23 protein-coding genes and 1 pseudogene are annotated in these 25,586 nt (G+C 60.6%); 17 read left to right on the top strand and 7 right to left on the bottom strand.

The window, feature by feature from the left end; all coding sequences use genetic code 11:
• Positions 1–4 precede the first annotated feature (4 nt).
• From ACYHH6_RS20775 to ACYHH6_RS20765, 3 genes are read left to right on the top strand one after another with little or no spacing between them, the layout of a single operon-like run.
• On the top strand, positions 5–1,033 hold the full coding sequence (locus ACYHH6_RS20775; protein ID WP_352591863.1) for an ABC transporter substrate-binding protein: 1,029 nt from the start codon (positions 5–7) through the stop codon (positions 1,031–1,033).
• The gene (locus ACYHH6_RS20770) at positions 1,033–1,806 is read left to right on the top strand and encodes an ABC transporter ATP-binding protein (RefSeq protein WP_352591755.1); all 774 of its coding nucleotides are present in this window, start codon (positions 1,033–1,035) and stop codon (positions 1,804–1,806) included. The genes ACYHH6_RS20775 and ACYHH6_RS20770 overlap by 1 nt, the downstream gene beginning before the upstream one ends.
• Positions 1,803–2,558 (top strand): ABC transporter permease, encoded by a 756-nt coding sequence (locus tag ACYHH6_RS20765; protein ID WP_352591758.1) that lies wholly within the window; start codon positions 1,803–1,805, stop codon positions 2,556–2,558. The genes ACYHH6_RS20770 and ACYHH6_RS20765 overlap by 4 nt, the downstream gene beginning before the upstream one ends.
• 46 nt (positions 2,559–2,604) lie before the next feature.
• Here ACYHH6_RS20765 and ACYHH6_RS20760 read toward each other — a convergent pair whose 3' ends face one another.
• Entirely contained in the window at positions 2,605–3,786 is a 1,182-nt protein-coding gene (locus ACYHH6_RS20760) for a M24 family metallopeptidase (RefSeq protein WP_352591761.1), read from the bottom strand.
• A 213-nt stretch (positions 3,787–3,999) separates the two neighbouring features.
• Here ACYHH6_RS20760 and ACYHH6_RS20755 point away from each other — a divergent pair, with 213 nt between their 5' ends.
• From ACYHH6_RS20755 to ACYHH6_RS20730, 6 genes are all read left to right on the top strand, one after another.
• The gene (locus ACYHH6_RS20755; protein WP_352591764.1) at positions 4,000–5,166 is read left to right on the top strand and encodes an ROK family transcriptional regulator; all 1,167 of its coding nucleotides are present in this window, start codon (positions 4,000–4,002) and stop codon (positions 5,164–5,166) included.
• Positions 5,163–5,927 carry an ATP-binding cassette domain-containing protein gene (locus tag ACYHH6_RS20750; protein ID WP_352591767.1) on the top strand — a complete coding sequence of 255 codons (765 nt, stop codon included), beginning with the start codon at positions 5,163–5,165 and terminating at the stop codon, positions 5,925–5,927. Before ACYHH6_RS20755 ends, ACYHH6_RS20750 begins: the two co-directional genes overlap by 4 nt.
• A 40-nt stretch (positions 5,928–5,967) precedes the next feature.
• The gene (locus ACYHH6_RS20745) at positions 5,968–7,008 is read left to right on the top strand and encodes a sugar ABC transporter substrate-binding protein (RefSeq protein ID WP_352591770.1); all 1,041 of its coding nucleotides are present in this window, start codon (positions 5,968–5,970) and stop codon (positions 7,006–7,008) included.
• Between the two features lie 168 nt (positions 7,009–7,176).
• Entirely contained in the window at positions 7,177–8,172 is a 996-nt protein-coding gene (locus tag ACYHH6_RS20740) for an ABC transporter permease (RefSeq protein ID WP_352591773.1), read from the top strand.
• A gap of 13 nt (positions 8,173–8,185) precedes the next feature.
• On the top strand, positions 8,186–8,956 hold the full coding sequence (locus ACYHH6_RS20735; protein ID WP_352591776.1) for an SDR family oxidoreductase: 771 nt from the start codon (positions 8,186–8,188) through the stop codon (positions 8,954–8,956).
• Between the two features lie 172 nt (positions 8,957–9,128).
• Positions 9,129–9,329 carry a hypothetical protein gene (locus tag ACYHH6_RS20730; protein WP_352591778.1) on the top strand — a complete coding sequence of 67 codons (201 nt, stop codon included), beginning with the start codon at positions 9,129–9,131 and terminating at the stop codon, positions 9,327–9,329.
• A gap of 97 nt (positions 9,330–9,426) precedes the next feature.
• Here the strand turns inward: ACYHH6_RS20730 and ACYHH6_RS20725 are convergent, their stop codons facing one another.
• Positions 9,427–10,248: a M15 family metallopeptidase gene (locus tag ACYHH6_RS20725; RefSeq protein WP_352591781.1), complete on the bottom strand. Its 822-nt coding sequence runs from the start codon at positions 10,246–10,248 to the stop codon at positions 9,427–9,429.
• Here ACYHH6_RS20725 and ACYHH6_RS20720 point away from each other — a divergent pair.
• From ACYHH6_RS20720 to ACYHH6_RS20710, 3 genes are all read left to right on the top strand, one after another.
• Positions 10,237–10,983 (top strand): hypothetical protein, encoded by a 747-nt coding sequence (locus tag ACYHH6_RS20720; RefSeq protein WP_352591784.1) that lies wholly within the window; start codon positions 10,237–10,239, stop codon positions 10,981–10,983. The two genes, ACYHH6_RS20725 and ACYHH6_RS20720, sit on opposite strands and share 12 nt — an antisense overlap.
• Positions 10,984–11,289: 306 nt before the next feature.
• Complete coding sequence (locus ACYHH6_RS20715; RefSeq protein WP_352591787.1) at positions 11,290–11,784, top strand: GIY-YIG nuclease family protein; 495 nt, start codon at positions 11,290–11,292, stop codon at positions 11,782–11,784.
• 321 nt (positions 11,785–12,105) lie between these two features.
• Entirely contained in the window at positions 12,106–12,657 is a 552-nt protein-coding gene (locus ACYHH6_RS20710) for a hypothetical protein (protein ID WP_352591790.1), read from the top strand.
• Positions 12,658–12,831: 174 nt separating this feature from the next.
• On the opposite strand, the gene ACYHH6_RS20705 is transcribed toward ACYHH6_RS20710, so the two are convergent.
• The 3 genes from ACYHH6_RS20705 to ACYHH6_RS20695 form a co-directional block, all read right to left on the bottom strand.
• Positions 12,832–13,005: a hypothetical protein gene (locus ACYHH6_RS20705; protein WP_352591793.1), complete on the bottom strand. Its 174-nt coding sequence runs from the start codon at positions 13,003–13,005 to the stop codon at positions 12,832–12,834.
• Between the two features lie 73 nt (positions 13,006–13,078).
• Positions 13,079–13,264, bottom strand: a complete 186-nt coding sequence (locus ACYHH6_RS20700) for a hypothetical protein (protein ID WP_352591796.1) — start codon at positions 13,262–13,264, stop codon at positions 13,079–13,081.
• Between the two features lie 48 nt (positions 13,265–13,312).
• Entirely contained in the window at positions 13,313–14,038 is a 726-nt protein-coding gene (locus ACYHH6_RS20695) for a hypothetical protein (protein WP_352591799.1), read from the bottom strand.
• Positions 14,039–14,060: 22 nt separating this feature from the next.
• Between ACYHH6_RS20695 and ACYHH6_RS20690 the strand changes: the two genes are divergently transcribed.
• Positions 14,061–14,288: a hypothetical protein gene (locus ACYHH6_RS20690; protein ID WP_352591803.1), complete on the top strand. Its 228-nt coding sequence runs from the start codon at positions 14,061–14,063 to the stop codon at positions 14,286–14,288.
• Here ACYHH6_RS20690 and ACYHH6_RS20685 read toward each other — a convergent pair.
• Together ACYHH6_RS20685 and ACYHH6_RS20680 are read right to left on the bottom strand one after the other, a co-directional pair.
• Positions 14,285–14,524, bottom strand: a pseudogene (locus ACYHH6_RS20685) (IS1 family transposase); the annotation flags it as partial. The gene ACYHH6_RS20690 and the pseudogene ACYHH6_RS20685 sit on opposite strands and share 4 nt — an antisense overlap.
• A gap of 155 nt (positions 14,525–14,679) precedes the next feature.
• Positions 14,680–14,973: a hypothetical protein gene (locus tag ACYHH6_RS20680; RefSeq protein ID WP_352591809.1), complete on the bottom strand. Its 294-nt coding sequence runs from the start codon at positions 14,971–14,973 to the stop codon at positions 14,680–14,682.
• Positions 14,974–15,528: 555 nt separating this feature from the next.
• Here ACYHH6_RS20680 and ACYHH6_RS20675 point away from each other — a divergent pair.
• The 4 genes from ACYHH6_RS20675 (at position 15,529) to ACYHH6_RS20660 (ending at position 25,508) form a co-directional block, all read left to right on the top strand.
• Positions 15,529–18,474, top strand: a complete 2,946-nt coding sequence (locus ACYHH6_RS20675) for a DUF499 family protein (RefSeq protein ID WP_352591812.1) — start codon at positions 15,529–15,531, stop codon at positions 18,472–18,474.
• Positions 18,475–18,572: 98 nt separating this feature from the next.
• On the top strand, positions 18,573–18,944 hold the full coding sequence (locus ACYHH6_RS20670) for a hypothetical protein (RefSeq protein WP_287359321.1): 372 nt from the start codon (positions 18,573–18,575) through the stop codon (positions 18,942–18,944).
• A 37-nt stretch (positions 18,945–18,981) separates the two neighbouring features.
• Positions 18,982–21,951 carry a DUF1156 domain-containing protein gene (locus ACYHH6_RS20665; protein ID WP_352591816.1) on the top strand — a complete coding sequence of 990 codons (2,970 nt, stop codon included), beginning with the start codon at positions 18,982–18,984 and terminating at the stop codon, positions 21,949–21,951.
• A complete protein-coding gene (locus ACYHH6_RS20660) occupies positions 21,948–25,508 on the top strand; it encodes a helicase-related protein (RefSeq protein WP_352591819.1) in 3,561 nt (1,186 codons plus the stop codon). The genes ACYHH6_RS20665 and ACYHH6_RS20660 overlap by 4 nt, the downstream gene beginning before the upstream one ends.
• Positions 25,509–25,586 lie beyond the last annotated feature (78 nt).

Below are 25,586 nucleotides of genomic sequence, written 5' to 3'. Positions count from 1 at the left end.
CAACATGAACCGCCGCAGCTTCGTGACATCCGGCATCGCCGCCGTGGCAGCCGCATCGGCCGGGATGCAGCTGGTGCTGACGCCGGGCGCCAAGGCGGCCGGCAAGGTCGTCATCCAGTATGACTGGCTGGTGTCGAACGGACAGATCGGCGACATCGCCGCCGTCGCCAACGGCTATTTCAAAGACGCCGGCCTGGATGTTGAGTTCAGCCCCGGCGGACCGAACTCCGCGACCGTGCCGCCGGTCGTCTCGGGTTCGGCCCAGCTCGGCCAGTTCTCCGAAACGCCGCAACTCTTTGCCGCGCGCGCCAGCGGTGTGCCGGTCAAGATCATCGCCTGCGGCTTCCGCACCGGCCCCTATGCCTTCACTTCGAAGCCGGCCAAGCCGATCCGTGGCGTCGCCGACCTCAAGGGCAAGAAAATCGGCATCCAGCCGACGGCGCGTTTCGTCATCGACGAGATCCTGGCCAAGAACGGCATCAACCCCGCTGACGTCACGGTCGTCAATGTCGGCTTCGACAAGGCGCCGCTGGTGCGCGGCGATGTCGACGCCATCGGCGGCTGGATCACCAACACGCAGGCGCTGAGCGTCGTCGGCGACGACCGCATCGACCTTCTGGTTCGCGATCTTGGCTTGAGTTCCTACGCCGACGTCTATTTCGCCACCGACGCGGCGATCGAAAAGGATCCCGAGACGCTGGCCAAGTTCATCGGCGCCGTCGGCAAGGGCTGGGGCTGGGTGCATGCCAATCCGCAGGAAGCGGTGAAGAAAATGGTCGCCGCCTATCCGGAAATGGATCTCGGCTGGGAAGAAAAGACCGTCAATCTGGTGCTGAAGCTTTCTTTCGATGGCGCGACGGCCAAGGATGGCTGGGGAACTTTCGACCCGGCCTCGATCGAGGAGCAGCTGGCGCTGCTGGACAAGGTCGGCCAGTACCCCAACGGACGCCCGGCCGCAGCCGATGTCTACACCACAAAAATCCTCGAAATGTCGGTCGCAGAGCGGCCCAAGCTCGACGCGCCCGCCGCCTGATGGCAAACGCGATCGAGGCAGAGAAGCTGGATGTCGGCTATGGCGGCCGGCATTCGGCCGTCAAAGTGCTCTCCGGCCTCGACCTCACGGTTGCGGCCGGCTCATTCCTGTCGATCCTCGGACCATCGGGCTGCGGCAAGTCGACCTTGCTCAGGGTCGTTGCCGATTTGCTCGACCCACTTGGCGGCACGATCAGCGTGCTTGGCGACACGCCGCATGCGGTCCGCTCGCGCCGGGATGTCGGCTTCGTCTTCCAGGATTCGACACTGCTGCCCTGGCGCAGCGTGCGCGACAATGTGCGTTTGCCGCTGGGCGTCGGGCAAGGCAGCCTGACCCGCCAGATCGAAGATCGCTCAGAGGAGTTGCTGGAGCTGATGGGGCTTGGCGGTTTTGGCGAGCGCCTGCCGCACCAGCTTTCCGGCGGCCAGCGGCAGCGTGTCGCGATCGCCCGCGCCCTGCTCGGACAGCCGAAACTGCTGTTGATGGATGAGCCGTTCGGCGCGCTCGACGAAATCACCCGCGACCGCCTCAATGACGAGCTGCTGGCGCTGTGGCGGCGCAGCGGCACGACCATCCTGTTCGTCACCCATTCGATTGCCGAGGCCGCCTATCTCGGCGAGCGGGTGATCGTGCTGGCCGCCAATCCCGGACGTCTGGTCAAGGATCTCGACATGCGGCCGTTCAAGCAAGACGGCAACCGCTGCTCGCGCGAGGATCCGGCAATCGTCGCCGCCATGGCGGACCTGCGCAAAGCCCTGGAACTGGCCTCATGAGACAGGAGCCTTTGCCACCCGCGCTGGCGATTGCGCTGCCCGTCCTGGGCGCCGCCTCCATTCTGTTCACATGGCAGTTCCTGCTGCCCTGGCTCGGCGTTCCGGCCTATATCGTACCGACGCCGACAGCCATACTCGGCGTCTTCCAGAAGAGCTTTTCCCTGCTGCTCGGCAATCTCTGGCCGACGCTGATCGAGGCGCTGGCCGGATTTGCCATCGGCAATCTCGCCGGCGTGCTGCTGGCGGTGCTGTTCGTACACAACCGCGTGCTGCAGGCCGCCTATTTTCCGATCGTGCTGTTCTTCAACACCATTCCGATCCTGGCGCTGTCGCCGATCATCATGCTGATCTTCGGGCTGGGCATGACGCCGAAGATCGTCATTGCGGCGGTGATCTGCTTCTTCCCGACGCTGGTCAACATGATCCGCGGCCTAGATTCAGCAAGCAGCAGCGAGCACGAGCTGTTCCGCGTGCTGTCGGCGACACGCTGGGAAGTCTTCTGGAGCCTGCGCCTGCCGCGCGCGCTGCCGATGCTGTTCTCATCGCTCAGGATAGCCTCGGCCACCGCCGTGATCGGCGCCATTGTCGGCGAATGGATCGGCTCCGACAAAGGGCTCGGCGCACTGATCATCCAGGCATCCTTCAATTACCAGTCGGACCGCCTCTATGCGGCGATCGTGCTGTCCTCGGGCCTGTCGATCGTGCTGTTCTGCCTCGTGGTGCTGATCGAGCGCCGGGCGATCAAATACTGATCGCCCGTCAGGCGGGATCGCGGTGCCGCCCATCACAGCCGGCTGGTCAGGATTTGACATGGATGTCCCGCGGGAATTTCGTCAGCGTTTCGTTGCCGGTCTCGGTCACCAGAATGGTCTCGCTGACCTCGATGCCCCAGCCATCCATCCACATGCCGAGAATGGAATGCACGACATTGCCTGATAGCAGCACCGTCTTGTCGCCGGGCCGAAGGCTGATCGTGTGCTCGCCCCAATCCGGCGGATAGGCGACGCCGATAGAGTAGCCGATGCGCGATTCCTTCTTCAGCCCGTAGCGCTGGATGACCTTGCGCCATGCGGATTCGACCGCTTCGGCCGATGTGCCTGGCTTCACAGCATCGAGCACCGCATCCATACCTTCGATCACCGCCTTTGCGGTGTCGGCGACACGCGTCGGCGTCTTGCCGAGCTGCATCGTCCTGGCGAGCCCGGCGGCGTAACGGCGGCAGACGCCGGCGAGTTCCAGCGCGATCGTCTCGTTCTTCCCGAACCGCCTGTCGCTCCACATGATGTGCGGCGCCGAAGCATTTTCGCCGCCGAGGATCGTCGGCGGCAGTGCCGTGATGTCGCCGGCAAAGTCAGGACTGCCGGCAATCTGCGCTGCCTGGATGGCGGCGATCGCATCGCATTCGCGCACGCCTGGCACGATCACTTCGAAGGCTCGTGCGACCGCTGCTTCGGCCAGCGTCGACGCCTTGCGCAGATAAGCGATCTCGGGCGCCGATTTGACCGCACGGATCCAGTTCACCAGGAGATCGGCGTCCTGCCATTTCGCGTTTGGCAATCCGGCGACGAGCCGGGCATGGGCCTTCGGCGAGAAATAGTAAGCTTCGAGCTCGATGCCGATGTGTCTGCCACCCCAGCCCTTGGCGACAATCCAGGCAGCGATCCAGTCCATCGGATGACGATCGGCTCGCTGGACATGGTCTTCGGGAAAGCCAACCACATTCTCAGGCTTCATCCAGACCGTCAGCAGGCCGCCGGCCGCATCCATGGCGCGGCCGATCCAGACCGGCTCGGCCTCCTCATCGATCGGAACCAGAACCACTTGCGGCGTGTAGAACGACCAGCCGTCATAGGCGGTGATGTAATGCTGGTTGGCGACGTCGTTGACGATAAGCAGTTCGATCCTGCGCTTGGCCATCTCGGCGCGGATTTTTTTGAGCCGCTGCTGGTACTCGTCGCGCGCAAAAGGCAATTCAATCATCGGTTTTCCCTGCTGGGTCATCGGCCGGGCGAAGCCCTGCGCCCGCCTGACGTCATTCACCATTGCGGTGGTTTTAACCCGGCTGCAATCGGCCAGCGCAGCGCCTGGGACAGGTCCTGCACCGCGTCCGGAACCGTCACAAATTATTTTTGAATTCCATTTGACTGAATAAATTACCTGTGCAAGTCTTGACCTTCTTGAGGAGCGCGGGACATGGCACTGCGGGGGACCAACCAGGAGTTCGGACGGCCCTACAACCGGCGCATCGTGCTGGAGTCCATCCGTCTGCACGGCCCCATTGCCCGCGGCGACATTGCCAGCCGCGTCGGCCTCACCGTCCAGACCGTATCGACCATCGTTCGCGAGCTCGAAGAGCACGGCTATGTGCTGTCGCTGCGCGAAGAGCCGCGCGGGCGCGGACTGCCGCCGGCTACGCTCCGTATCAACCCCGAGGGCGGCTATGCCGTCGGCATCCACCTCACCCCGCTCGGCATCGACGCTGCGCTGATCAATCTCAGCGGCGATGTCATCGAAAGCACGCATCGCGAGGCGCCGCATGCAACGCCCGACCATGCCTTCGACCTGATCGGCGCCATGGTGCCCGAACTGACCGCATTGCGGCCCGGCGGCCGCGTGCTTGGCATCGGCATGGCGCTGCCCGGGCCTTTCGGCGTGGAATCGATGAGCTTCGTCGGCCCCACGACCATGGCCGGCTGGAAGGATGTCGCGCTGCCGGAGCGGCTGGCGGCATCGACCGGGCTGCCGGCCTTCTTCGAGACCGACATGGCGGCAGCTGCCATGGGCGAGCGCCTCTACGGCCTCGGCGCCGGCTATTCCGAATATTACTACCTCTATTTCGGCGTCGGCCTTGGCGGCGTCATCGTCCATGACGGCGCGGTGATGCGCGGCGCCTGGGGCAATGCGGGCGAAATCGGACACATCCCCGCCGTTCCCGGCGGCGAACTCTGCCCCTGCGGCAACCATGGCTGCCTCGAACGTTACCTCTCGCTCGAAGCGCTGCGCCGCCGCAACATCGGCGAAGCCGCCTGGGTGGCCGAAGTCGCGCCCATCTTCCGCAACGCCATCGCCACCATCGAAAACCTGTTCGACCCCGAGACAGTCATCCTCGGCGGGCTCGCCCACACCGACCTCTTGGAAAAACTGGTCGGTGCGGCAGCGCAGCTTCCCAACTCGGTCTCGGCGCGGCGCGACCGCAAGACGCCGCGCGTCATGGTCGCCACCGGCGGCCAGCATTCGGTGCTGCGGGGCGCTGCCGCATTGGCGGTCTCCGGTGTGTTGTCGCCGCGGTTTGGCCAGATGTTCATCGCCGAGCGCGAGCGCCGGTCAGACCTGTTGCACAGCAAGGGAGTTGCGGCATGACCGAACCGCTGCTGGTACTCGAAAACGTCACCAAGAATTACGGCGCCATCCAGGCGCTGAGAGGCATCAGCTTCTCGATCGGCAAGGGCGAGGTCGTGGCACTGCTCGGCGACAATGGTGCCGGCAAGTCGACGCTGGTCAAGATCATCGCCGGCGGCCTCGAGCCGAGCTCCGGCCGCATGCTGTTCGAGGGCAAGGAATTTCTGGCGAAAACGCCGGCCGAGGCCAAGGCTGCCGGCATCGAGACCGTCTACCAGGACCTTTCGCTCTGCACCAATGTCGATGTCGTCGCCAATTTCTTCATGGGCCGCGAGATCACGCGCAAGGTGCTCGGCATTCCGATCCTCGACGAGCGCGCCATGGAAGCCGTCGTCGGCAAGGCACTTGCCAGTGCGGGCACCCGCATTCCGTCGCTACGCACCAATGTCGAGCACCTCTCGGGCGGCCAGCGCCAGGCGATCGAGCTCAACCGCTTCGTGCATTGGGGCGGCAAGCTCGTGCTGCTAGACGAGCCGTTCGCGGCCCTCGGCGTAGAACAGACCAGGCGCGGCCTCGAGATGATCCGCCAGGTGGCCAAGCAGGGCATCGGCGTCGTCATCATCACCCATATCATGCAGCAGGCCTTCCAGGTCGCCGACCGGATCGTGGTGATCCGGCAAGGCGTCGTGGCCGGCGATGTCGCACGCAACAAAACAAGTCCCGATGCGGTGATCAACATGATCACCGGTGAGACGCTTGCCGGTGCCGGACCGGCAAGTTGAGGGACAAAGAGGGGTCCGGTATAAAAGAGGAGCGAACGACATGAAGCGAATATTGGTTCTTGTCTTCGGTATCCTGGTACTGGCTCTTGCCTCGCTCACGCCGGCAATGTCCCAGACCAAGGGCACCGTCTACTATATGGTTCCGACCCTGCTCGATGAATTCCAGACCGGCTCGGTGAGCGCCCTGGAGCTGTTCCTCAAGCAGGTCGGCTATGAGGTGAAAACACTCAACGCCGACAACAAGACCGACGCGCAGCAATCCCAGATGAACGACGTCATTGCGCTGAAGCCTGCGGCGATCATCCTGGCCGCCGTCGATTTCAATGCGCTGAAGCCGTCCATCGAAGCAGCCCGTGCCGCCGGCATCCCGGTGGTCGAGTTCGACCGCCAGATCACCTCGACCCCGTCCGACTTCACCTCGGTGGCTGGCACCGTGGAGATCGGCTACGTCGCAGCCGAGCAGGCTGAAAAGCTTCTGAAAGCCAAGAACGGTTCGGTGAAGGGCAAGGTGTTGCAGGTGCTCGGCGATCCCGGTGACCCCTACACGCTCGACATCCAGAAAGGCTTTGAGGAGAAGATGAAGGCGTTCCCGGACGTCAAGATCATCTCGCTGCCCGCTATGCAGTGGGAAGCCAGCAACGCCGGCACCATCGTTGCCGACCAGATGCTGGCCAACCCCGACATCGACCTGATCTTCAGCCATGCCGCGCATCTCTCGGTGGCTGCCGTCGCCTCGCTCGAGGCCGCCGGCAAGAAGCCGGGCGATGTCATGCTGATGAGCTCCAACGGCGCTCCGGTCGGCCTCGACCTGATCCGCAAGGGCTGGCTCAATGTCGAAGTCGAGCAACCGCTCTACGCGCAGGCTGCTGCCGTCGCCATGTTCATGGACAAGATCGCCGGCAAGCAGGAAATCAAGCCCGGCGAGTATGACGTGCTCGGCTTGAAGTCGACCGTGACCAAGGAAGCCTGGGGCCCGAACATCAAGATCCCGGGCGCCGCCATCACCAAGGAAAACGTCGACAATCCGGCCTTCTGGGGCAACCAGAAGCCGCCTACGGAAACCATCAAGCCGGTCGAATAGTCGCTTGCCAAGCGCTCCGGGCCGCTCAGGCCGCCCGGAGCCTGCCCTTTCACAACGCCGCGTCTGACAAGGACGCTGTGGCGAATTTGAAGCCGCGCCCTAGCCCGACAAAATCAATTTGATTTCCCAACTTGATTTTCTTGGGGGAGGCGCCAACCGGATCAGCCCATGAACCCGCGCAGCCGCAAAGCCCTGGAGTTCGTCCTCGACAACCTCGTCTGGTTCATGCTGGTCTTTGTGTTGATCGTCTTTTCCATCTTCGTCCCGAACTATTTCCAGCTCGGCATCTTCGCCAACATCATCGAGGCTTCGAGCGTGCTCGGCGTGATGTCGATCGGCCTGTCGCTTGTCATCATTGCGGGCCACATGGACCTGTCGGTGGAATCGGTGGCGGCGCTCAGCGCCATGACTGTCGGCATCCTGTTCTGCTCGTCGGGCATCGGCATGGGCATACAGCTCAGTCCGCAATGGCTGATGGTTCCGGTTTCGCTGCTCATTGCACTGGTCGTCGGCGGCATCATCGGCGCCTTCAACGGCTATCTCGTGGTCAAGGTGAAGATGAGCGCCTTCATCATCACGCTGGCATCCTACATTTGGGTGCGCGGCCTTGTGCTGGTCATCTCCGGCGGCCGCTCGGCACAGGATCTGGCGCCGGCCATACGCTGGTTCGCCATCCAGCGCCTCGCTGGCCTGCCGCTGACGGCCTGGATCGCCGTCGCCTGTTTCGTTCTCTTCTCACTGATCATGGCCAAGACGCCGTTCGGCCGCCACCTGATCATGATTGGCGGCAATGAGACCGCAACCTTCCGTGCCGGAATCCGCGTCAACCGCAATTTGGTCATCGCCTTCGTGCTTGCCGGCGCCATTGCCGGCCTCGCCGGCTGGCTGCTCGCCATCCGCACTTCCGGCGCCACCGCCAATCTCGGCACCGGGCTGTTGTTCAACGCCTTTGCCGCCGTCGTCATTGGCGGCGTCAGCCTGAAAGGCGGCGTCGGCACTCTGCCCGGTGTCTATGCCGGCGTGCTTTTGCTGTCCTCGATCAACACAGCGATCAACCTGATGGGCCTGCCGGCCAATTTTACCCAGGTGATCCACGGCTTGCTGGTGCTCGCCGCCGTGCTGCTCGACGCCTTCAAGCAAACCATTCGCCAAAGACTCGCATGAAAGGACGGCTCGCATGAGCGGACGGTTGCAAGACAAGGTCGCGCTGATCATCGGCAGCGCGCGCGGCATCGGCAAAGGCATTGCGCAGCGCTTTGCAGAGGAAGGCGCAAGGCTGATCCTGGCCGACAGCGAGGCCGAGGCAGGCCAGGCGACCGCCGACGAGCTCGGCGCTGCCTTCATTCGCACCGACATCTCGCTGATGGCCGATGCCGAAGCCGCGGTAGCGCTGGCGCTGAGCCATCACGATCGCCTCGACATCGTCGTGCAGAATGCCGGCATCTATCCCTGGCAGCTCATCGAAAACACCAGCCCGGACGATTGGGACCGGGTGATGGCGGTCAATCTGCGCGGCACCTTCAACGCCACGCTGGCGGCGCTGGCGCCGATGAAAGCGCAAGGCTTTGGACGCATGCTCTACACCTCGTCGATCACCGGCCCGCATGTCACCAGCCCCGGCCACGGCCATTACGCCGCCAGCAAGGCCGGCATCAACGGCTTCATCCGCTCGGCGGCGCTGGAATTTTCCGGCTACGGCATCACGGTCAACGGCGTCGAGCCCGGTAACATCCTGACCGAGGCGATCGAGCTGCATCGGGGTGCTGCCTACATCAAGAACATGGAAGACTCGATCCCGCTCGGCCGCCTCGGCAGCCCGCGCGACGTGGCCAACGCCTTCCTGTTCCTCGCCTCCGACGATGCCAGCTACATCACCGGAACGACCATCGTCGTCGACGGCGGCCAGTTGCTGCCCGAGGGCAAGGATTTCCGGCTGCTGCCGCCTTGATCTTTGCATTGACGCACAACGGACCGGGCAGCGCTCCTGACGACAAGAGGTCATTTCAACGAAAGATACGCGTTCCCTGCGTCGGCGATCCAACTTCCCTTCTAAGTTGCATGGAACCCGAATACTTCTCGAAAGTTGTTCATCAAGTGCCGATCAAAGGAGGTACTTGTGAATGGCAGACAAGACCAGAACCAGCCATATCTACCAGCGGGCGCATGCTTTGGCTGAGGATGGTTTCCACCAGTCGCCGGCCGAGATTGTTGCCACGTTGCTGGCCGAGGGCTTTCCGGATGCCGCCGAGTTGCTGAACTCCGAAAACATCCGTGCCGATCTTCGCCGGGTTTGCAGTGCCGCGACCGCCAACGGCCGGTAAGTCGCCACGAACCTGGGACTTCGTTATTGACGCGCATAAAGGCGACATCGGCGGGTTTCGGCCCGGCGCATGCTCTTACGGCTGACTGCCAGCGCGATCAGCCGGGTTTCTTGTACAGCAGCAATTCGGGCCGGTACTCGAAATGCATGGTGTCATAGTGATACCAGCGCCCACCCCAGATGAAGCCGTTTTTCTCAAACAGTTCCACGATTTGCAGCGGAATCCGGTTCTTGAACGGAATGTGCGCCTTCGGGTCGGCTTTGCTTCTGTTGTTGTACCAGTAGTCGGAGAAACCGACATTGATGTCGAAGGCTGCACCGAAGGAGTGGACGCTCAACCGGTCGGTGCCGGCGATGGGCCGCCAGACAAAGCCGCCGCCGGGCTTGAGCCCGTAACGTCTCAGTTCAGCGGGCGTCGCCTCCAGGGCATCGGAGACCTTGCCCAGCCGGTCGTTGATGCCGAAAATCCTGGTGACCTGCACGGTTTTCTTGCCGAGTTTCGGCAGCCATTTGACGTTGGCGATGTGCTTGCCAACCTCCGCGGCACTTGCCCCGTAAAGCTTCTCGAAGAAGGCTTCGTTGCGGATACGACCGGGATCGAAATCCTCCGCCGGGACCAGCGCGCCCTCAGCTGCCGTCGGATAGACGTAGCGAAACATGTCTTCGATGTCAGGGCTCTCCAGCAGCGCTTCGGCGTCGCGCGCCTTGCCGTCGTCCCACACCATCGCGGTGCCGTCGGTCCAGGTCAGGACATTGCCCGAGATGGTGAAAAGTCCGGGATAGGCCTTGAGCAAGGCCGCTTTGGCCGCGGGCTGGTCCACACCGTCGCCGGCCTCTGTCGCATATGCGAGGCGCCCGGTGCCACAAATTGCCAACACGATCATCAGCTGAAGCAGCAGGCGCCCGGGATGGTCGATCATTGTCCTGCCTCTCCGAACAGCCAATCGATTGCTGACCAGGACCCTTATCAAATCCGGAATGATGGCGGCAGCTCCCTGCCCAGAAAACGGGAAATCAGCTCATGCTGGCTGTTGGCAATGGCTTTCGTTCATCTTGCGTTTGGCAAGGCTGCTGTAAGATGGCGCGTGAATCAAAAAGGGAGACAAATCGTGTCAAAAACCTCCAGCGCCCTGATCCGGATGGCGTTCACATTCATTTGCCTGGTTGGCCTTGTCTCGGCCGCCTCTATTCTTTTCCCGGCCACCGCATCGGCCCAGCGCATGCAGCGATGCGCTGACGAGGGTGGCATCTGCCGCCTACCCTATCCAGCCGAAGTGGTCTATGGCGCGCGCGGCCAGACCACCTCCCGCTTTTTCGACCGCCCTGCCGTGCCCTGTTCAAACCGCGTCTTTGGCGATCCCGCGCCCGGCCGCGACAAGGCCTGCTACATCGTGAGGCGCGGCGGCGGTAACGATTATGGCGACAATGACGACGACAATTACGGCGGCGACGACTACGGCCAGGGCCGCGGCAGATGGGTGGCCTGCGCCAGGGAGAATCAGTACTGCGATTTCCGTGGCCGCAAACTGGTCCGCTACGGCGCGCGCGGTCAGTTCACGCAAGGCGTTTTCAGGAACGGCGTGCGCTGCAGCAATGACGCCTTTGACGAGGATCCCGCTCCCCGGGCGAAGAAGACCTGCTACATCAGGCAGTAGACTGGTGCGGACATGAAAGGCGGGTGCGGCCGGTCATGGCCGCCCCCTCGTTACCGATCATACGCGGCTGACTTGCGAGCATGAAGGCAATGGACGTCGAGGCATGGACCGGCGTGCGGGATATGGTGGGCGATGACGGGCTCGAACCGCCGACATCTTCGGTGTAAACAGCCGGCTCCCCACTGAAGCCCTTGGAAATCCGGGAAAAGAGCACTTCGCAATATGCCGTTTTAGGCACGTTGTTCTGCCTGTGTTCGACTTTTCAGGTTCATTGAACCGAAGAGCACTTCGTAAATGGGGTTAGATATGAGCCGATATTTTAAACAGCGAATGACTGAAATTAGGTCAACGCCCAAGGTAATCAAATCGACCAAATCAGCAGTTTTCGATCCGAAGGCTAAGGAGTGGCGGCCAGCCTCGCCGGAGCCGGTTGCTGGCACTCGGCGCGGGTATATCTACTTTGCAATGTGCGGCAAACTCGTGAAGGTCGGCTTCGCCACAAATGTCTATGACCGGATCGCCGCGCTCAACAGCGGGAACGTCAACAAGCTGTCCGTTCAAGAGGTGTTCCGCTCCTATTTCGAAGCCAAAAAAATGGTCCACGACCGCTTTGCCAAGGACCGGGTTCGGGGCGAATGGTTCAGGCTGACGTGGGAGCTTGAGGAACTTTGGCATGACATTTGGGATTTCCAGGGCGGCCGGTCACGGGGCAGCACGGGCAGAGAGCATCTCGACAACATGCAAGATGTATTCTTCGAGCTTGACGATGTAGCTCATCTGCTATCGAACATCAGCTCGTGACCCGTCTCCCGCATTTTGTCGATTTCCGCCCTTCGCAAGCAAGTCACCCAGATCATTCAGACTGCGAGACAGCGGACATGGCGTCCGATTCGGCCGCATCATTGGGTAATCGAGGCTCGGGAATTCGGATCAACAAAGACGGAAGATATTCCCTGAATGTTGCGGCGACGACGTCTCGACGAAATCGTGCGGGCCCGGCACGCGAAAGAAGCTACACGGTAAATCCGCCGTACGAACTTTTGCCCTCAGAAGGACCGTATCGGGATTAAGATCGAAACGCGTGACCTCATTCGCAAGGTGAACGAGCCGGTGCCCCGCAGGATGAAGCACCCACCTGAAGAGGAACATACGCATCTCGCCATCAAAGTGGAGCACTGCGAGGCGAGCGTCGAAACTCGTATCGAACCTGGTATATATCAGCCTCAATATGCTTGGGATTTGGATGATGACGCCCCTTTTTATCGGATTACAACCCAACTGACATTCGCCGGCGTGGCGACGTATCCGGAAGGACGGGCGGGCGAAGTCTATGAGTTGACGATCTATGGATCGCATTCGGATTCGCGGCGCATCAAGGCAACCGTCAAGGATGTGCAGGCGCGCGACGAACGTGGCTCGCTAAAGTTTCGTTCATTCCGCCGCAGGCAGATCCCTATCTACAATCCCCCTTCGGGCATGGGACTCATAGAGAAGATACGGGGCGAGCTACGCTGGACAGCGTGGCTTCGGGTGTCACCGCTTTTTGCAAGCGACGCGCTCGCCTTGGTGAGCAGCGGACGATCGCTGTTCTTGGCGATACATGAACGCCGGAGTAAACGCGCACGCTGGATCCAGGGAGTAAGCTTACAAACGACCGACCCCGCCGAAGAATAGCGCTAGGGGAAATGGGACGCTTTTTCCACCACTAGTCATTGATCCTATTGGAAAATTGCTTTTTCTGGATATCTACGCACAAAAAAGCACACATCAGTCTCAGAGCCGATTTCGGACTACCTAAGTGCCTCTGACATTGTAACGTCTGTGCTCCCTGCCCCAACCTCGCACGGGCTAGAAGCTTTCTGTCTTCTCTTCCAGGGCGAAATGAAAATGCCTTGGCCGTCGCGCTTCTTCGCGCGGAAGCATGTCTGAAAATTGCGGTCTGGTCACTTCAAGAGAGAGGCTGATCGAAGGCAAGTAGCTGTCATGGAAAAGTGCGCCCGCATTTGGGAATTCTGTTTTCATTGGCGCCGGCGCCGTGATCATAGCGACGCCCGGCCATATGAATGCGGCGTTCGGGTAGTGTCTCAGTATGAAATTAGAAAATGAAGCCGGCGACGGCGGTCGCTATTGCCGCATAAAGCACGCCAACCAAAAGCGAGCCCACAAACGCGCCGCCCAAGTCCTTGTGATAATCCGCTCGCTCGCCGTATCGCGCGATGTTTCTATCGTTCATTGCACCGCGATGGAACTGGCTCATCAGCGTGAAAACGACTACCGCCAAAGCGAATAGCCACCAATGCCACGTCCAATTCATTGACAGACCCCCGCTCTAAAAAACTGCCTTTGGTGGTGGAGGCAAATTATCCCATCGCTCTGCAATGCCGGCGCATTCGGCTTCCATATTCTTGAACTTTGAAACGCTGTCTGTCGGCGCAGGAAAGCAAGTGCCAGAATATGCGTCGATTGTAATACAGAGCTTGTGCTCAGGATCTGCCGCTTCTTCGTTATCGGTGAGGGCCAGATATCCAAATAAGAAAGCAGATTGCCATGCGCCAGTGTCGGGCTTTAGGGGCTTGCCCTTGGCGTAGCGCAAGGTTGCCGCGCCGATCTTCACCTTGTTCGTTTTTGTCAGACGGCGGAATCGCAGTTGGATATCGGGCTTCACCTTCACGTTGCCCAGCATGATTGCCAGGCTCTTTCCGGGTATCAACTTTTCCGCGTCGGGCAGGTCAATTTCTTCGGTGACTTTAGCAAAGCGGTCTATGTAGTCGGCATTGTGGTCATAAAGATCGCGGTCAAACTCATCGTCGGCCATGCGCGCGCGGAGCTTGGCAGCCGCATCTTTAAGTACAAGAATTTGGGGATTCTCGGAGCGGAGAAATTTCGATACATTCTGCTTTGCCTCGTCGTGCTGTACAACGCGGGCAAGTGATTGGTATTTGCATCCGATCAGGATGGACCGTCGCTTGAGCGCCGACCCTGACATGTAGTCCGCGAGAAAGCGGGCTGAGATTTGTGGCTTCGGCACAAGGCGATGAGTCTTCTGTTCCGGCATGAGTGTCCCCCGGGGGTCTATGATGGATGAATTATACTTTAGCGTTGACCTCGATGGCGAAAGAACGCTGTGCTTGGCACCCCTAACGGACCGCCGCTTATCCATGTCAGGACAAGAAATAAATGACCCAAGCGGCTATTTCTTATATGAACAACGGGGTTCTGGCGAGTTCGCTACTGTAGAAATAATTGCGCAGATAATTTCGGATGACGCGGTGCTTCGCATCCGCGATGCCTTCAACATGCGTTAGGCGTACCGTTTCTTGTAGGACCCACGCTTGCCCGGCTTAGGCGCAACAGCGTCCATCTTCTCGCAAAGATCGTCGATCGACCAAAGCGTCTGCGAAACGCCACCGGCCATTGCCAGCGTCATTTTCAGCGTCTTGTGCATTTTGATGAAATTGTACCAAACCGTGTAGATCGCGACCGTGTGGACGTGGTTTTCGAACTTCTTTGACAACGCATTGGTCAGCCGCGTTTCGGCGCGCTTCTTTCCGCCCTTCGCACCCAGAGCCTTCGCGGCAGGGTCTTTGCCGTCGTCAATAACGTCTCTGCTGCTTCTCCGGTAGCAATGCGCATGACGCGGACGGCATTGCCGATCACGTCAGCGGGGCGCTTCTGGCCTTTAGGTCGGGTCGGCATCTATTCGTTCCAATGTATTGTGATGGTTACACCATTATGGGCGTCGACATCCTCGATAAGACGCTTGTCCCACTGCTGATCAAGACCGCCGGCCGCAATGTTTATCATGAAACCGAGATTAACGAGGACTGTGCCCCTTTTTTTACCCCATTCGGTCTCGGCTAGGTGGCCGTCTCCGTAGGCCCATGTCTGCTTGCCGACCGGCATGCGATCATAATTGTGATACTTGTATTTCACGATCCGCTTAGCCCATTGCAAGAACTCTGCGCTCGTATTGAATGTCAGTGTTTCCACGCGAATGCCCCCATGCTTTCCGCTAACCATAGGCGGTTTCGCCTAGGGCTTCAAACGCGACCGACGATTTTCTGAATTTCAAATTGAGACACTACCCCCCAACTTCAGAACTCGAAGCGGACAGATTCGCAGGAGCCACCATCCGAGCAGCCGGTTACCCTTTGAGCGATGTTTTGCTGTGGTTCCAATTTCTAGATAAGCGTCCAAGTTTCTCGCATCCTGCGCGCGCTGCCAGAATAAAAGCACTGACAGGTGGATGGGACGATCCGCAAAGCGCGAAGAAATGCCATAAGCGATAACACTGAGGAGGTTAACCACTGTGAGGTAGCGGGCTTTGGGTGCCGGTGTAATGTTCAGTGACGCCTGGCCAGGGAATTCGACGAAACTGTCAGCAAACTTGGCAACCGACTTTGATGCCTAAGTGCAGCCCCGCACCCCGGCCAGGACCCAAGACCCGTAACTTCGTTTCGAAGGCTCACGAGTTCGCAATCGGATTGCGCGAACGCCGTGAAGGCTCTAAGCAGTCGCGACAAGCGAAGGTGGGATTTACGAGATATGGGCGTAAAGTCGGGCAGTAGGCCTCGTTCTGATGTTCTGCATGGGGAACTTGATGACGCGATTTTTGCCGCCAGCTTCGGGAAACTGATCCGCGACGAAGGTCCTGACATTTATCGGAAGCCCGATCGATTCTTCCAGAATACCCATCCAACTGCAGCGCTGTCGCGGCTTTGCCGTGACGTTTTCGATCGCCACGCGTCTCCGACCGAGGCAGGCGCCGTTCTGCGACTCTCCACTGGTTTCGGCGGCGGCAAAACTCACGCCCTGATGACCTTATGGCACCTTGCCCAGAACATCGGCGACCCCACGATGGGCATCGATCTCTTGGCTCCCGCAGGTCGGCCGAAGAGCGTGCGCGTCGTTGGCATAGATGCCGAAGGCGCCGGCTACCCTATCTTCGCCCGCCACGGGGATCAGGAAGCACGCAGCCTCGCGGCCGAACTGGCCTTTCAGTTTGGCGGTGCCAGTGCTCTGAACGCATTTGGCCCGGCAAATTCAGCAGCAGCGTCGCCTGATGCAGCAACCGTCGAGGCAATGCTACCGAATGAGCCGATTCTGATCCTGCTGGATGAGCTCGTCCTCTATATGGCCAAACTCACGACGCAGGAGGTCGGCAATCTTGTCGGATTTTTGCGCACGCTAATGACTGCGATCGCAACGCGGAAGCAGGCCGTTCTCGTTATTACCGATCCCAAGGATCAGCCCGCTGACTCAGAGAATGCGGCAAAGCTCGAACATCTGGCTCGGGTCATCGAGCAGCAGACGGGCCGGCAGGCGACTGTTATCGAACCGATTGGAGACGAAACGGCGCAAGTGATCATTCGCCGCCTGTTCGACTCCGTGGACCCGGCTGCAGCTGCTAAGACCTCGGCGGACTATCACGCGCTATACCAGCGAGTGGCCGAGGAACACTCTGACCTAATACCCGAGGAGGCGCTTACTCCGAAATATGCGGCGCGCATTCGCACATGTTATCCTCTTCATCCACGTTTGCTGAAGACTGCGGAGGAGCGGCTTCGCGTTCTGCCAGACTACAATCTTTCTCGCGGAACACTGCGTCTTTTCGCCCGAGTGATCCGAAGTATCTGGGACGACCCCGGACGCGATCCCGAAATCATCACAGCGGGCGAGATTGATTGGTCCAGCCAGCCTATCCAGGCAGACCTTCTCGAACGGCTAGATCGCGAAAAGTTCCGCGCGGCCGTCGCGGCGGATGTCTTGGGCCATGCCGGGGAACTCGACAATGCCGAGTGGGGTTCCCATCGCCGCGTAGCCTCAGCACTCCTGTTGGAAAGCCTGCCGCTGGAAGGCAACAGCGGGCTGGGTCCCGCTGACCTGACACTGGCCGTGCTCCGCACCGATGAAGCTGGCATCGAGCCGGCCGAAGCGCTCGATCGGCTCTCAGGCTCGTGCTGGCATCTCTACCCAATGAGTGGCTCGGCCAATGCCTGGCAGTTCCGCTATGAGCCGAACATACTCAAGCAAATCGAAGAGCGCATGGGCCAAGTTGCCCGTGCAGATGCACTTGATCGCCTCAAAACTGATGTTCAGAAGTCATTTCAGGGAGCGTTTGCTCGCCTGCTGCCTTGGCCGCCGAACGCAAAGGCGGTGCCCGAGCGCGCGGAGTTGCAACTGGCCCTCTGCGAGAGCGAAGAGACAGCGAAATCAGTTGTATCCTACAGCGACGATACGCCGGGGGCGCAGAACGTTCGGACCTACCGCAATGCGATCGTCGCTATTGCGCCGGACGTGGCGGGGCTTGAGAAGGCGATCCAGCGCATCCAGCGCCTGAAGGCAGCCGAAGACATCGAGGCCGAGACGCCGGCGACTGAGGCCGGCAAACTGGCGCGCGAGCTACTCAAGAAGCAGAAGCCCGAACTGATCAAAGCTGCGCGGCTTGAAGCGGCACGAGCTTTCAACCGTCTTGCTATTGCAGACGGCAGCATTTTGACGATCGATGAGCGGTTCATCGCGCCGCCGGACACCTCGCCCCTACAGCTGCCATCTGGGCAGGATGCCGTGCGGGCCTTCCTCGATGACCGTAAGCTGATTTACGGCGCCCAGGATAGCCTGCATCAGGACTATTTCATTGAGCGTGTGTTCAGCGGTGCCGTGCCAGTCGGCAACTCTCCAGATGCCAGAACCACCGCGAGTTTGCAGAAGCGCTTTCTCGGCGCGCAGGGTCTTAAGCTGGTAGGCGACCCAAGTGTAATTCGAGCTTCGATCCTACGAGCAGTGACTGAAGGTAAGCTCGTAGTTCACCAGGAGGATGGATCGGCCTTTGACAACGAAGGTGCCGTCTACACTAGCAACAATGTCCGTCAGCGCGATAAGGGGCGGAAGCTGACCACCCTGCCCATGGACGAGGCTACTCTGGTGGCTGAAGCGGGAAGCGCAATTGCGGCGGGCTGGCTGAAGACATCAGAAAGCGGCTTTGGCGAGCCAAAGTCCGACTACCAACTGCCTATGCCCCCGCCACCCCCAAAGGGCTCAGGTCCAGCAACAACGACCGACATTGTGGTTGCGGGACAGTTCGCCGACAAGCGAAGGCTGCTTTCCCTGAGGATTAGTTGCCTGTCAGCTGCCGACGCCCAAAAGGCGCTGGGCGCTGCCGCGCCACTTGGCGCCTCCACCACAATTATCGAAGCCGAGCTGGCGGGAGAATTGAAAGACGGTGGCAAGCTATCATTCAGCGTGGCGGACGCGAAAGTCTCGGCCGCCATCAAACCACTGACCATGGCGCAAACACTGGGCAACGCACTCGCACCGGGCAGCAGCATCCGTGTAACGGTCGTTCTGGGCTTCGGTCCGGAAGGCAAATCGGACCTCGGTGCACTGCTCCGCACCTTGGCGATGCAGTTTCCTGAGGGTGCAACAATGGAGGCTCGCTTCGCTCCGCTCTCCGATGTCGCTGCTGGTAGCTCCGCACTAGCGGGGGGCTGAGGCACACGATGTCGAGTATAAAAGCAATGTCGAGTGCCAAGAAGCAGGCGACTCGGGCTGCACCATTTGCCTTACGAGTCGTGCAGCGGGGTGATGGGGTGGCGGCGATCATCTATCGCCGCCGCGTCAACGACCGCATGGAGGAGCGCTTCGACAGGGTTGCGGCACTTTCCCCGCTTGCACTGACCGCGGCGAGCGGTTTGCTGCGCGCGGCGGTGCGCGCTGGTGGTGGACCGGCCAAGCTTGAGCCCGGCCCCTTTCTGCCGTTGGACTCGGATTGGGGTGCACGGGTTGCAGGTTTCGCCCTGGTGGCACGTGGCCTCCGGAACCCCCGGCGCCTGTCGAGATCGGCCGAGCATTTCCGCGCCGCCGATGCCGTAGAGGCTGCGTCATGGTTCGGTCGGATGCAGGACGGGCGCGGGCTGCGTTGGGTGCGCGCACTCAGGATTATTACAGAAGCGGTGGGGTAAGAAAATGCCAGAAATGACGGGGGCGAGAAGGCCGCGTTTGCTGATCGAAGACTGGCTGCCGGCGGCTGCAATTGGCGTAGAGTGCATTCGGGAACGGAGTACCGGTCAACAGCCGCCTGATAAGCGTTTTCACGTATGGTGGGCACGGCGTCCATTGGTTGCGAGCCGAGCGGCAGTGTTGGCGAGCCTGCTGCCGGCAGATTTCCCACGCGAGACCTTCGAGCGGTTGTTGGGTTTCGGCCGTTCCAGCCAGGAACTCGTCGCAATCCGCGAACTTATGAACACGGGAGTGCGGGTCGATGGCGGTTTCGGAGCGCTGCGTGCGTTCAAGGCTCCCCTTCGCGAAAAGGATATTGGAGCGGCGCATACCGCGGCGTCGCGCTTGTGGGGGCACCTGCCAACTGTGATGGACCCGATGTCGGGCGGGGGCTCAATCCCGCTCGAAAGCGCGCGGCTTGGCTTCCCCACACTCGCGAATGAGTACAACCCCGTCGCCTGCAGTGTCTTGGAAGCGACACTCGACTACCCATTCCGCTTTGGCCCTCGTCTAGCCGACAGGGCGAGACATTGGGGGCGGGCTTGGGAGAAGCGGGTGGCGGAGCGGCTCAGCCGCTTTTTTCCAAAAGAGATGGGGGCGAACGTTCATGCTTACATCTTCGCTCGTACTGTCCCTTGCCCAACGACCGAGCACCCGACACCGCTCGTCCCCGATTGGCATCTCTCAAAGCCCAAAGGGGGCGTGGCAGTCGTGGCGGTACCAGTGGTGGATAAGGTTGCAGGTACCTGGACGACCGAAATTCGCAAAATCGGAGACGACGCGGGCGACGTGTCGGCCGCGCCGCCCCGCACCTACAGCAGGGGCAAGGGCATCAGCCTTTACACCCGGGAGAGCATTCCCGGTGACTGGATTAAGGCACAAGCGCAGCTGGGAAACATGGGCAGCGCACTCTATGCTGTTGCAATCAAAACGCCCCAAGGACTGAAGTTTCGCCCGCCACTCCCGGGGGACTTCGAGGCGCTGGAAGCGGCGAAAGCGCAATTGGCACAATGGCGCGGGGACTGGGAGGCTCGGAACCTAATCCCGACTGAAAATCGGGTCAAAGGGGCATGCGACCGTAGTTTCGTTTACGGATTGACCACTTGGGCCGACATGTTCAGCTCGCGGCAATTACTCGGCTTCGGCGTTCTCATGGAGGAACTCCACGCGCTGCGCCCCACCATCATCGCCGAGGAGGGTGAAGAGACCGGGGACGCGATTGCACATCTGTTAGCCTTTGTGATCGACAAGTTCGCCAACTGGAACTGCATCCTTTCGTCCTGGAACGTTGGTGCTCAGACAGTTCGATCTTTGTTCGATCGCCACGATTTTTCATTCAAGTTTACCTTCTCAGAGATGGCGCCAGTCGCCGCTAGTGGCGGTCTTGCCTGGGCGTTGGACAGCGCCTGTTCTGCCTTCGAGGAGGTAGCGAAGCTCCCAAGGGCTGAGATGCCACCGTCTGTTCAGCTGTCTCAGGGCTCGGCTGCATCGCTGATCCAACTGGCCGACCATTCCCTAGACGCAATCGTGGTCGATCCGCCGTATTCCGACAATGTGCAATACAGTGAGCTAGCGGATTTCTTCTATGTCTGGCTGAAGCGCAGCCAGGGCCACCGCCGACCCGAATGGTTCTCTTCCCTGCTCTGCGAGAATGCAGAGGAGGCGGTGAAGAACGATACCCGCTTCCGCGCAGGTCTCAAGACTGCGAAGGCAGCGGCCACGGCTGCCCAAGCCCACTACCAGCACCTGATGACGCAGGTCTTCGCGGAAGCACACCGTGTGTTACGGTCCGAAGGCGTGTTGACCGTGATGTTCACCCATAAGAAGCAGGAGGCATGGGAAGCGCTGTTTGCATCGCTGATCGATGCCGGCTTCACAATCACCGCCACATGGCCTGTCATGACGGAGGGTGCTCACAGCCTCCATCAGGCGAAGAAGAACGCAGCCCAATCCACCGTCATCCTTGTCGCGCGAGTGAGGACCGCGAAGGCAGGTATCGGATACTTCGACGCTGCAATGAAGGCGCGCATCCGCGCGGTTGCTGAGGCAACTGCAGAGCGACTCTCGGCCGAGGGCTTGAACCCCGTGGACCAACTCGTTGGCAGCTTCGGCCCTGCCATGGAGGTGTTCAGTGCCTACGATAAGGTACGGACCGACACAGGTGACCCCGTCAGCGTCGGTGCCGCAATCGACATCGCCGCAGATGCGGTCGCAAGTTGGCGCATCAGGCAGTTAGCCAAGGGCGGGCTGCAAGGTGTAGAGGCCGAGGCACAGTTCGCGCTGCTCTGTTGGGCCACCCTCCGCGCAGCCCAGTTTCGCTTCAACGAGGCGAAGCTCCTGGGCCACGCCGTCGGGATGGACGTTTCGTCTCTGCAGCAGGCAGGATTGATCGCCGTTAAGGCGGACAACGTCAATATCCTCTCCGCTTCGGAACGTCGGCGGGATGCGCCGCTGAGTGAAGATGAAGCGCAGCAGCTGTTGTTTGGCTGGACCCACGGTGATGGCAAACGCCTGAAGAAGACCGACGCACTGAAAATCCATCCTCGCGATCCGGCGTTCCGCACCATCCTCGACAAGGCGCAGGCGCTCGCGCTCGCCTATTCGGATGCGGGCGGCGGGGCTGCTGGCATCGGCGCTGCGAAGTCCTTCGCCCTCAAGCATGGCATCAAGGCGGGCGATCCCACCGTTCGATTGATCGAAGCTTTGCTTGGGGCCGTGCCTCCGGCCGTCAGGCGCGAGAAGACAGCGGTGGCGACCCAGTTCGCGGAGTTCCGCGCCTGGCACACGATGCTGCTGCCTTTGTTCGGCATCACGCCACCCGATTGGTCTGAGAAGGGACCAGACCAATTCATGCTGGACCTCCTCTCACGTCCGGCCGTATCGGCCGACGATGAGAAAGAGACGGAGGTCGAGGAGGTCGAGGAGGTCGACGAAGATGACGTTGCGGAGGACGAAGAGGAGGAGAGATGAGCGCCTCACTTCGTCAGGTTGAATGGCCCCGTTGGCTCCGTGCTCCTGACGGGCAGTTGGTTGCCAGCCTGTACGAGCCTGGCCTTCGTCGGGCTATCCGATACGACAGGTGTTGCGCTTACTTCTCTTCCTCGGTCCTGTCCGCGGCGGCCTCGGGCTTCGGCGCATTCATCCAGCGAGTGCTGGATGGCGAGGTCACCATCAAGCCAGCCATCCGGCTTCTTGTGAACGAAGAACTGTCCGAACACGATGTGAAGGCGCTGCTGGATGGGGGAGAGGAAGAACCCTTGATCAAGGTGCTCCTGGCTCAACTCGGCAGTCCAGAAACAGCATTGCAGAAGCGACGGTTGGCGATGCTGGCGTGGCTGGCGCGTGAGCACTGGCTCGAGATGAAAGTCGGCGTTATGCGCCAGTCCGATGGCATCCTTCACGCGAAGTTCGGGCTGTTTGTAGACGCACAAGAAGACGCCGTCGTTTTCGCCGGCAGCGGTAATGAGAGCGCCAACGGCATTCGGGGAAATTACGAGAAGCTCGAAATTAGCTGGAGTTGGGGCGATGTCGAGCGACACGTCCATTTCCGCGAAGAGTTCGAGGCATTGTGGTCCGGTACGGATCCGGCAGTCGCCACTGTTTCGTTGCCGAATGCGGTCCGCGATGCGCTGATCAAATTTGCACCCGAAGAGGCTCCGGACACGGAGGATAATCTGGACAACCTGCGGCGCCAGCGCGCCGCGATGCTTTGGGGCTATGCCCTTTCCGCGCCTTACATGCTGGAAGGCGGGCCGGCCACTTGCGACGCGATGGCGCCGGTCACGTTGTGGCCACACCAACGCTGGGTGGTTGCCGAGACGGCTTCTGCGTGGCCGGCGGGGCGGCTCCTCTGCGATGAGGTAGGCATGGGCAAGACCGTGGAGGCGATCCTGGCCCTCCGCCGCCTGTTGGCCGGGCGCGGGGCAAAGCGAGCCCTTCTTTTGCCGCCCGCCAACCTCCTACCGCAGTGGCAAGGTGAATTGCGCGAGAAGGGCGGCCTCCGCGTGCCGCGATTGGAAGGCCCACGCACCTTGGTCTGGCCCGACGGCACAAAGCAGACCGTCTCGGGGCTTACTGAGGCGCTGGAGCAGGACCTGCTGCTGGTCAGCCGTGAGACGGCACGCACCGAAGGGAACCTCCCGATCCTACTGGCTGCGCGGCCCTGGGACCTCGTATTGCTTGACGAAGGCCATGCCGCAAGGCGCGCCAGCCAGATTGAGGGCGAGTTCAATACGCCCACCTTGCTTCTAGGACTCCTTCGGCAATTGCAGGCGACCGGCCAGGCTCGCAGCCTCATGATTCTGTCGGCTACGCCGATGCAGACACACCCTTGGGAACCCTGGGACTTGCTTCAGGTTCTGGGCGAAGGCGGGCTGTGGCTGTCCGGTTTTTACATCGTCTCACACTTCTACGAGGCATTAGCAAATCTGGAACGCGGGCAGTTACTCCAGCGAGACGCGGTCGCTTTAGCCCGGACACTCACTGCCACTCCAAGCCTTCCGCCGCTGCCTGATGATCTACAGGTTCCGCCTTTGGATGACCCGGAGGCTTTCGCCAAGTCGCTCAGGTTCCTTCCCGGAGACGCACGCGAACGCGCGGTGCGATGGCTACGAAAGTGTTCGCCGCTAACGCAGCGGATGCACCGCAACACGCGGCAGACGCTCCAGAAATATTATGAGATGGGCATGCTGGAGCGTGCACCCCCGAAGCGTGAGGTGCGCGAGGAGTCGTTTGATTTCGAGACGGAAGAAGAGCGCGAAGTCTACGAGGCCGTCACACGCTACATCGACCGCCGTTTCGAAGAACTTGAAGGCCAAAAGCCCGGCAAGGGCTTCGTGATGACCATTTACCGGCGCCGGGCAGCGAGTTCCCCGGTGGCATTGCGAAAGAGTCTGGAGCGCCGCGCCATGGGCCTGAAAGCGGTCATTGCCCAGCGCGCTTACGACGATACGGTCTTGGACCTAGAGGACGCGCAGGAACTTGAAGACTTGCTCAGTGTGAAGCTGACGTCCGCTCTGCCAGAGACACCACAGGAAGCATATCTGGAGTTAGGCGAGGTAGAGGAGCTTCTGTCACGCATTGACGCTTTGGGCGCGCTCGACACCAAGCGCGACCGATTGGTTGCCCGGGCGAAGAAGCTGACCGAGGACGGCCGCGGCATACTCGTCTTCACGGGATACTCCGATACAATGGGTTATCTTCGCGATGCTCTGATCAGTGCCTTTGGAGCCACAGTTGCATCCTACTCTGGTGAAGGGGGAGCGCTGCGTTCGGGCCAAGGTTGGATGAAAGCTTCGAAGGAAGCCGTGACGGCCGCTCTACGCGCAGGCACGATAAAGGTTCTGGTTTGCACTGATGCCGCAAGTGAGGGTCTCAACCTGCAGGCAGCCGGCGCACTCGTGAACTTTGACTTGCCGTGGAACCCGTCGAAAGTAGAGCAGCGAATCGGGCGCGTGGATCGCATTGGTCAAGACCTATCCGTAATTCCCATCGTGAATCTCTACCTTCAAGACAGCGTGGACGAGCGCGTATATCGGGCGCTAGCTCTGCGTTGTGGCTTGTTCGAGACGTTCGTTGGTCCTATGCAGCCTGTGCTTTCGCGCGCACTTCGCATGCTAATAGGAAGAGAAACTGTAGATGAGGATGCGCTCGCCAGGGTAGCTGATGAAATCAACGCGAATCCTGCTCTCACGCAGGCATTTGCAGAAGAAGAACCGATAGTCCTCGAAACAGACGCCCTGCTGATTGGTCCGGATCAGGTGGAGACGCTGCTTGCGGCACTGGACGGCACGGGCATAGAGGTAAAAGCAGAGTCGGATGCCCTCCGCCTGATCGGCTCCGGACCTTTGCGCATCGCGACACGTCTGTCAGCAATTGTTGAGCATCCCGAAGCCAGCTGTGTGGATGGATTGGACGTCCGGCAGTGGCAAATGCTTCGGAAATTGCAGGAACCGGGGGAGCGCCTGCCTCTTATCCTCGCATCAGCGGAGGATGGCGCATTCCGTGTGGTCGTTTGTGGTTGGGCCTCAGCCGACGGCGTTCGCGAAATCCATTCCTTTGCGGACCTACGGATTCTCGTGGAAGAGTGGGACGGTCGAGAAACGCCGAATGGCGCTTGGCAGACGGCGCGCATACAATTGACGGGCGCTGCTCGGCAGAAGGTGACTGAACTCGCTAAGCGGTGCGCCGCCGTTGTGGATACAAGCAGGGCGGCACAGGTCGAGGCGGCTCGGCTCCGCTTGGTCGAAGAACTCGGACGAACATTGGTTTGTTTCGAGCCGAATATCGAAGACCTTAATGGCAAATTCCATCGCCTGGCAAGCGAGCCCACAGCAACGGCTGAGCGGCTTCAGAGCGTGTTTCGCCGACTCGGTGGCTATCCTGAATGGCACGACACCCATGTTGCAGAACTGCGGGATTTCCGGGCCACACTTACTGCGAACCAGATCAAAACCAGACTGACCGGACGCGAGCTAGACGCAGCTATGTCCGATCCCCGCTGGGCTATGGCACCATTATCTTCTTGAGTTTGCTCTACCCCGTGCGGGGGGCTGCAAAATGCCTACGAATCTGAACGCAGGAGTTTCATCTTGTCGGAGCACGCC

Source organism: Mesorhizobium sp. P171375 (assembly GCF_057786075.1).
This window is presented reverse-complemented; position numbering and strand designations above follow the sequence as displayed.

Bases quoted from the DNA above. Each gene is read 5' to 3' on its own strand.
- ACYHH6_RS20775 (WP_352591863.1), top strand. From the start codon at position 5: ATGAACCGCCGCAGCTTCGTGACATCCGGCATCGCCGCCGTGGCAGCC.
- ACYHH6_RS20770 (WP_352591755.1), top strand. From the start codon at position 1,033: ATGGCAAACGCGATCGAGGCAGAGAAGCTGGATGTCGGCTATGGCGGC.
- ACYHH6_RS20765 (WP_352591758.1), top strand. From the start codon at position 1,803: ATGAGACAGGAGCCTTTGCCACCCGCGCTGGCGATTGCGCTGCCCGTC.
- ACYHH6_RS20760 (WP_352591761.1), bottom strand. From the start codon at position 3,786: ATGATTGAATTGCCTTTTGCGCGCGACGAGTACCAGCAGCGGCTCAAA.
- ACYHH6_RS20755 (WP_352591764.1), top strand. From the start codon at position 4,000: ATGGCACTGCGGGGGACCAACCAGGAGTTCGGACGGCCCTACAACCGG.
- ACYHH6_RS20750 (WP_352591767.1), top strand. From the start codon at position 5,163: ATGACCGAACCGCTGCTGGTACTCGAAAACGTCACCAAGAATTACGGC.
- ACYHH6_RS20745 (WP_352591770.1), top strand. From the start codon at position 5,968: ATGAAGCGAATATTGGTTCTTGTCTTCGGTATCCTGGTACTGGCTCTT.
- ACYHH6_RS20740 (WP_352591773.1), top strand. From the start codon at position 7,177: ATGAACCCGCGCAGCCGCAAAGCCCTGGAGTTCGTCCTCGACAACCTC.
- ACYHH6_RS20735 (WP_352591776.1), top strand. From the start codon at position 8,186: ATGAGCGGACGGTTGCAAGACAAGGTCGCGCTGATCATCGGCAGCGCG.
- ACYHH6_RS20730 (WP_352591778.1), top strand. From the start codon at position 9,129: ATGGCAGACAAGACCAGAACCAGCCATATCTACCAGCGGGCGCATGCT.
- ACYHH6_RS20720 (WP_352591784.1), top strand. From the start codon at position 10,237: ATGGTCGATCATTGTCCTGCCTCTCCGAACAGCCAATCGATTGCTGAC.
- ACYHH6_RS20725 (WP_352591781.1), bottom strand. From the start codon at position 10,248: ATGATCGACCATCCCGGGCGCCTGCTGCTTCAGCTGATGATCGTGTTG.
- ACYHH6_RS20715 (WP_352591787.1), top strand. From the start codon at position 11,290: ATGAGCCGATATTTTAAACAGCGAATGACTGAAATTAGGTCAACGCCC.
- ACYHH6_RS20710 (WP_352591790.1), top strand. From the start codon at position 12,106: ATGAAGCACCCACCTGAAGAGGAACATACGCATCTCGCCATCAAAGTG.
- ACYHH6_RS20705 (WP_352591793.1), bottom strand. From the start codon at position 13,005: ATGAAAACAGAATTCCCAAATGCGGGCGCACTTTTCCATGACAGCTAC.
- ACYHH6_RS20695 (WP_352591799.1), bottom strand. From the start codon at position 14,038: ATGCCGGAACAGAAGACTCATCGCCTTGTGCCGAAGCCACAAATCTCA.
- ACYHH6_RS20690 (WP_352591803.1), top strand. From the start codon at position 14,061: ATGGATGAATTATACTTTAGCGTTGACCTCGATGGCGAAAGAACGCTG.
- ACYHH6_RS20675 (WP_352591812.1), top strand. From the start codon at position 15,529: ATGGGCGTAAAGTCGGGCAGTAGGCCTCGTTCTGATGTTCTGCATGGG.
- ACYHH6_RS20660 (WP_352591819.1), top strand. From the start codon at position 21,948: ATGAGCGCCTCACTTCGTCAGGTTGAATGGCCCCGTTGGCTCCGTGCT.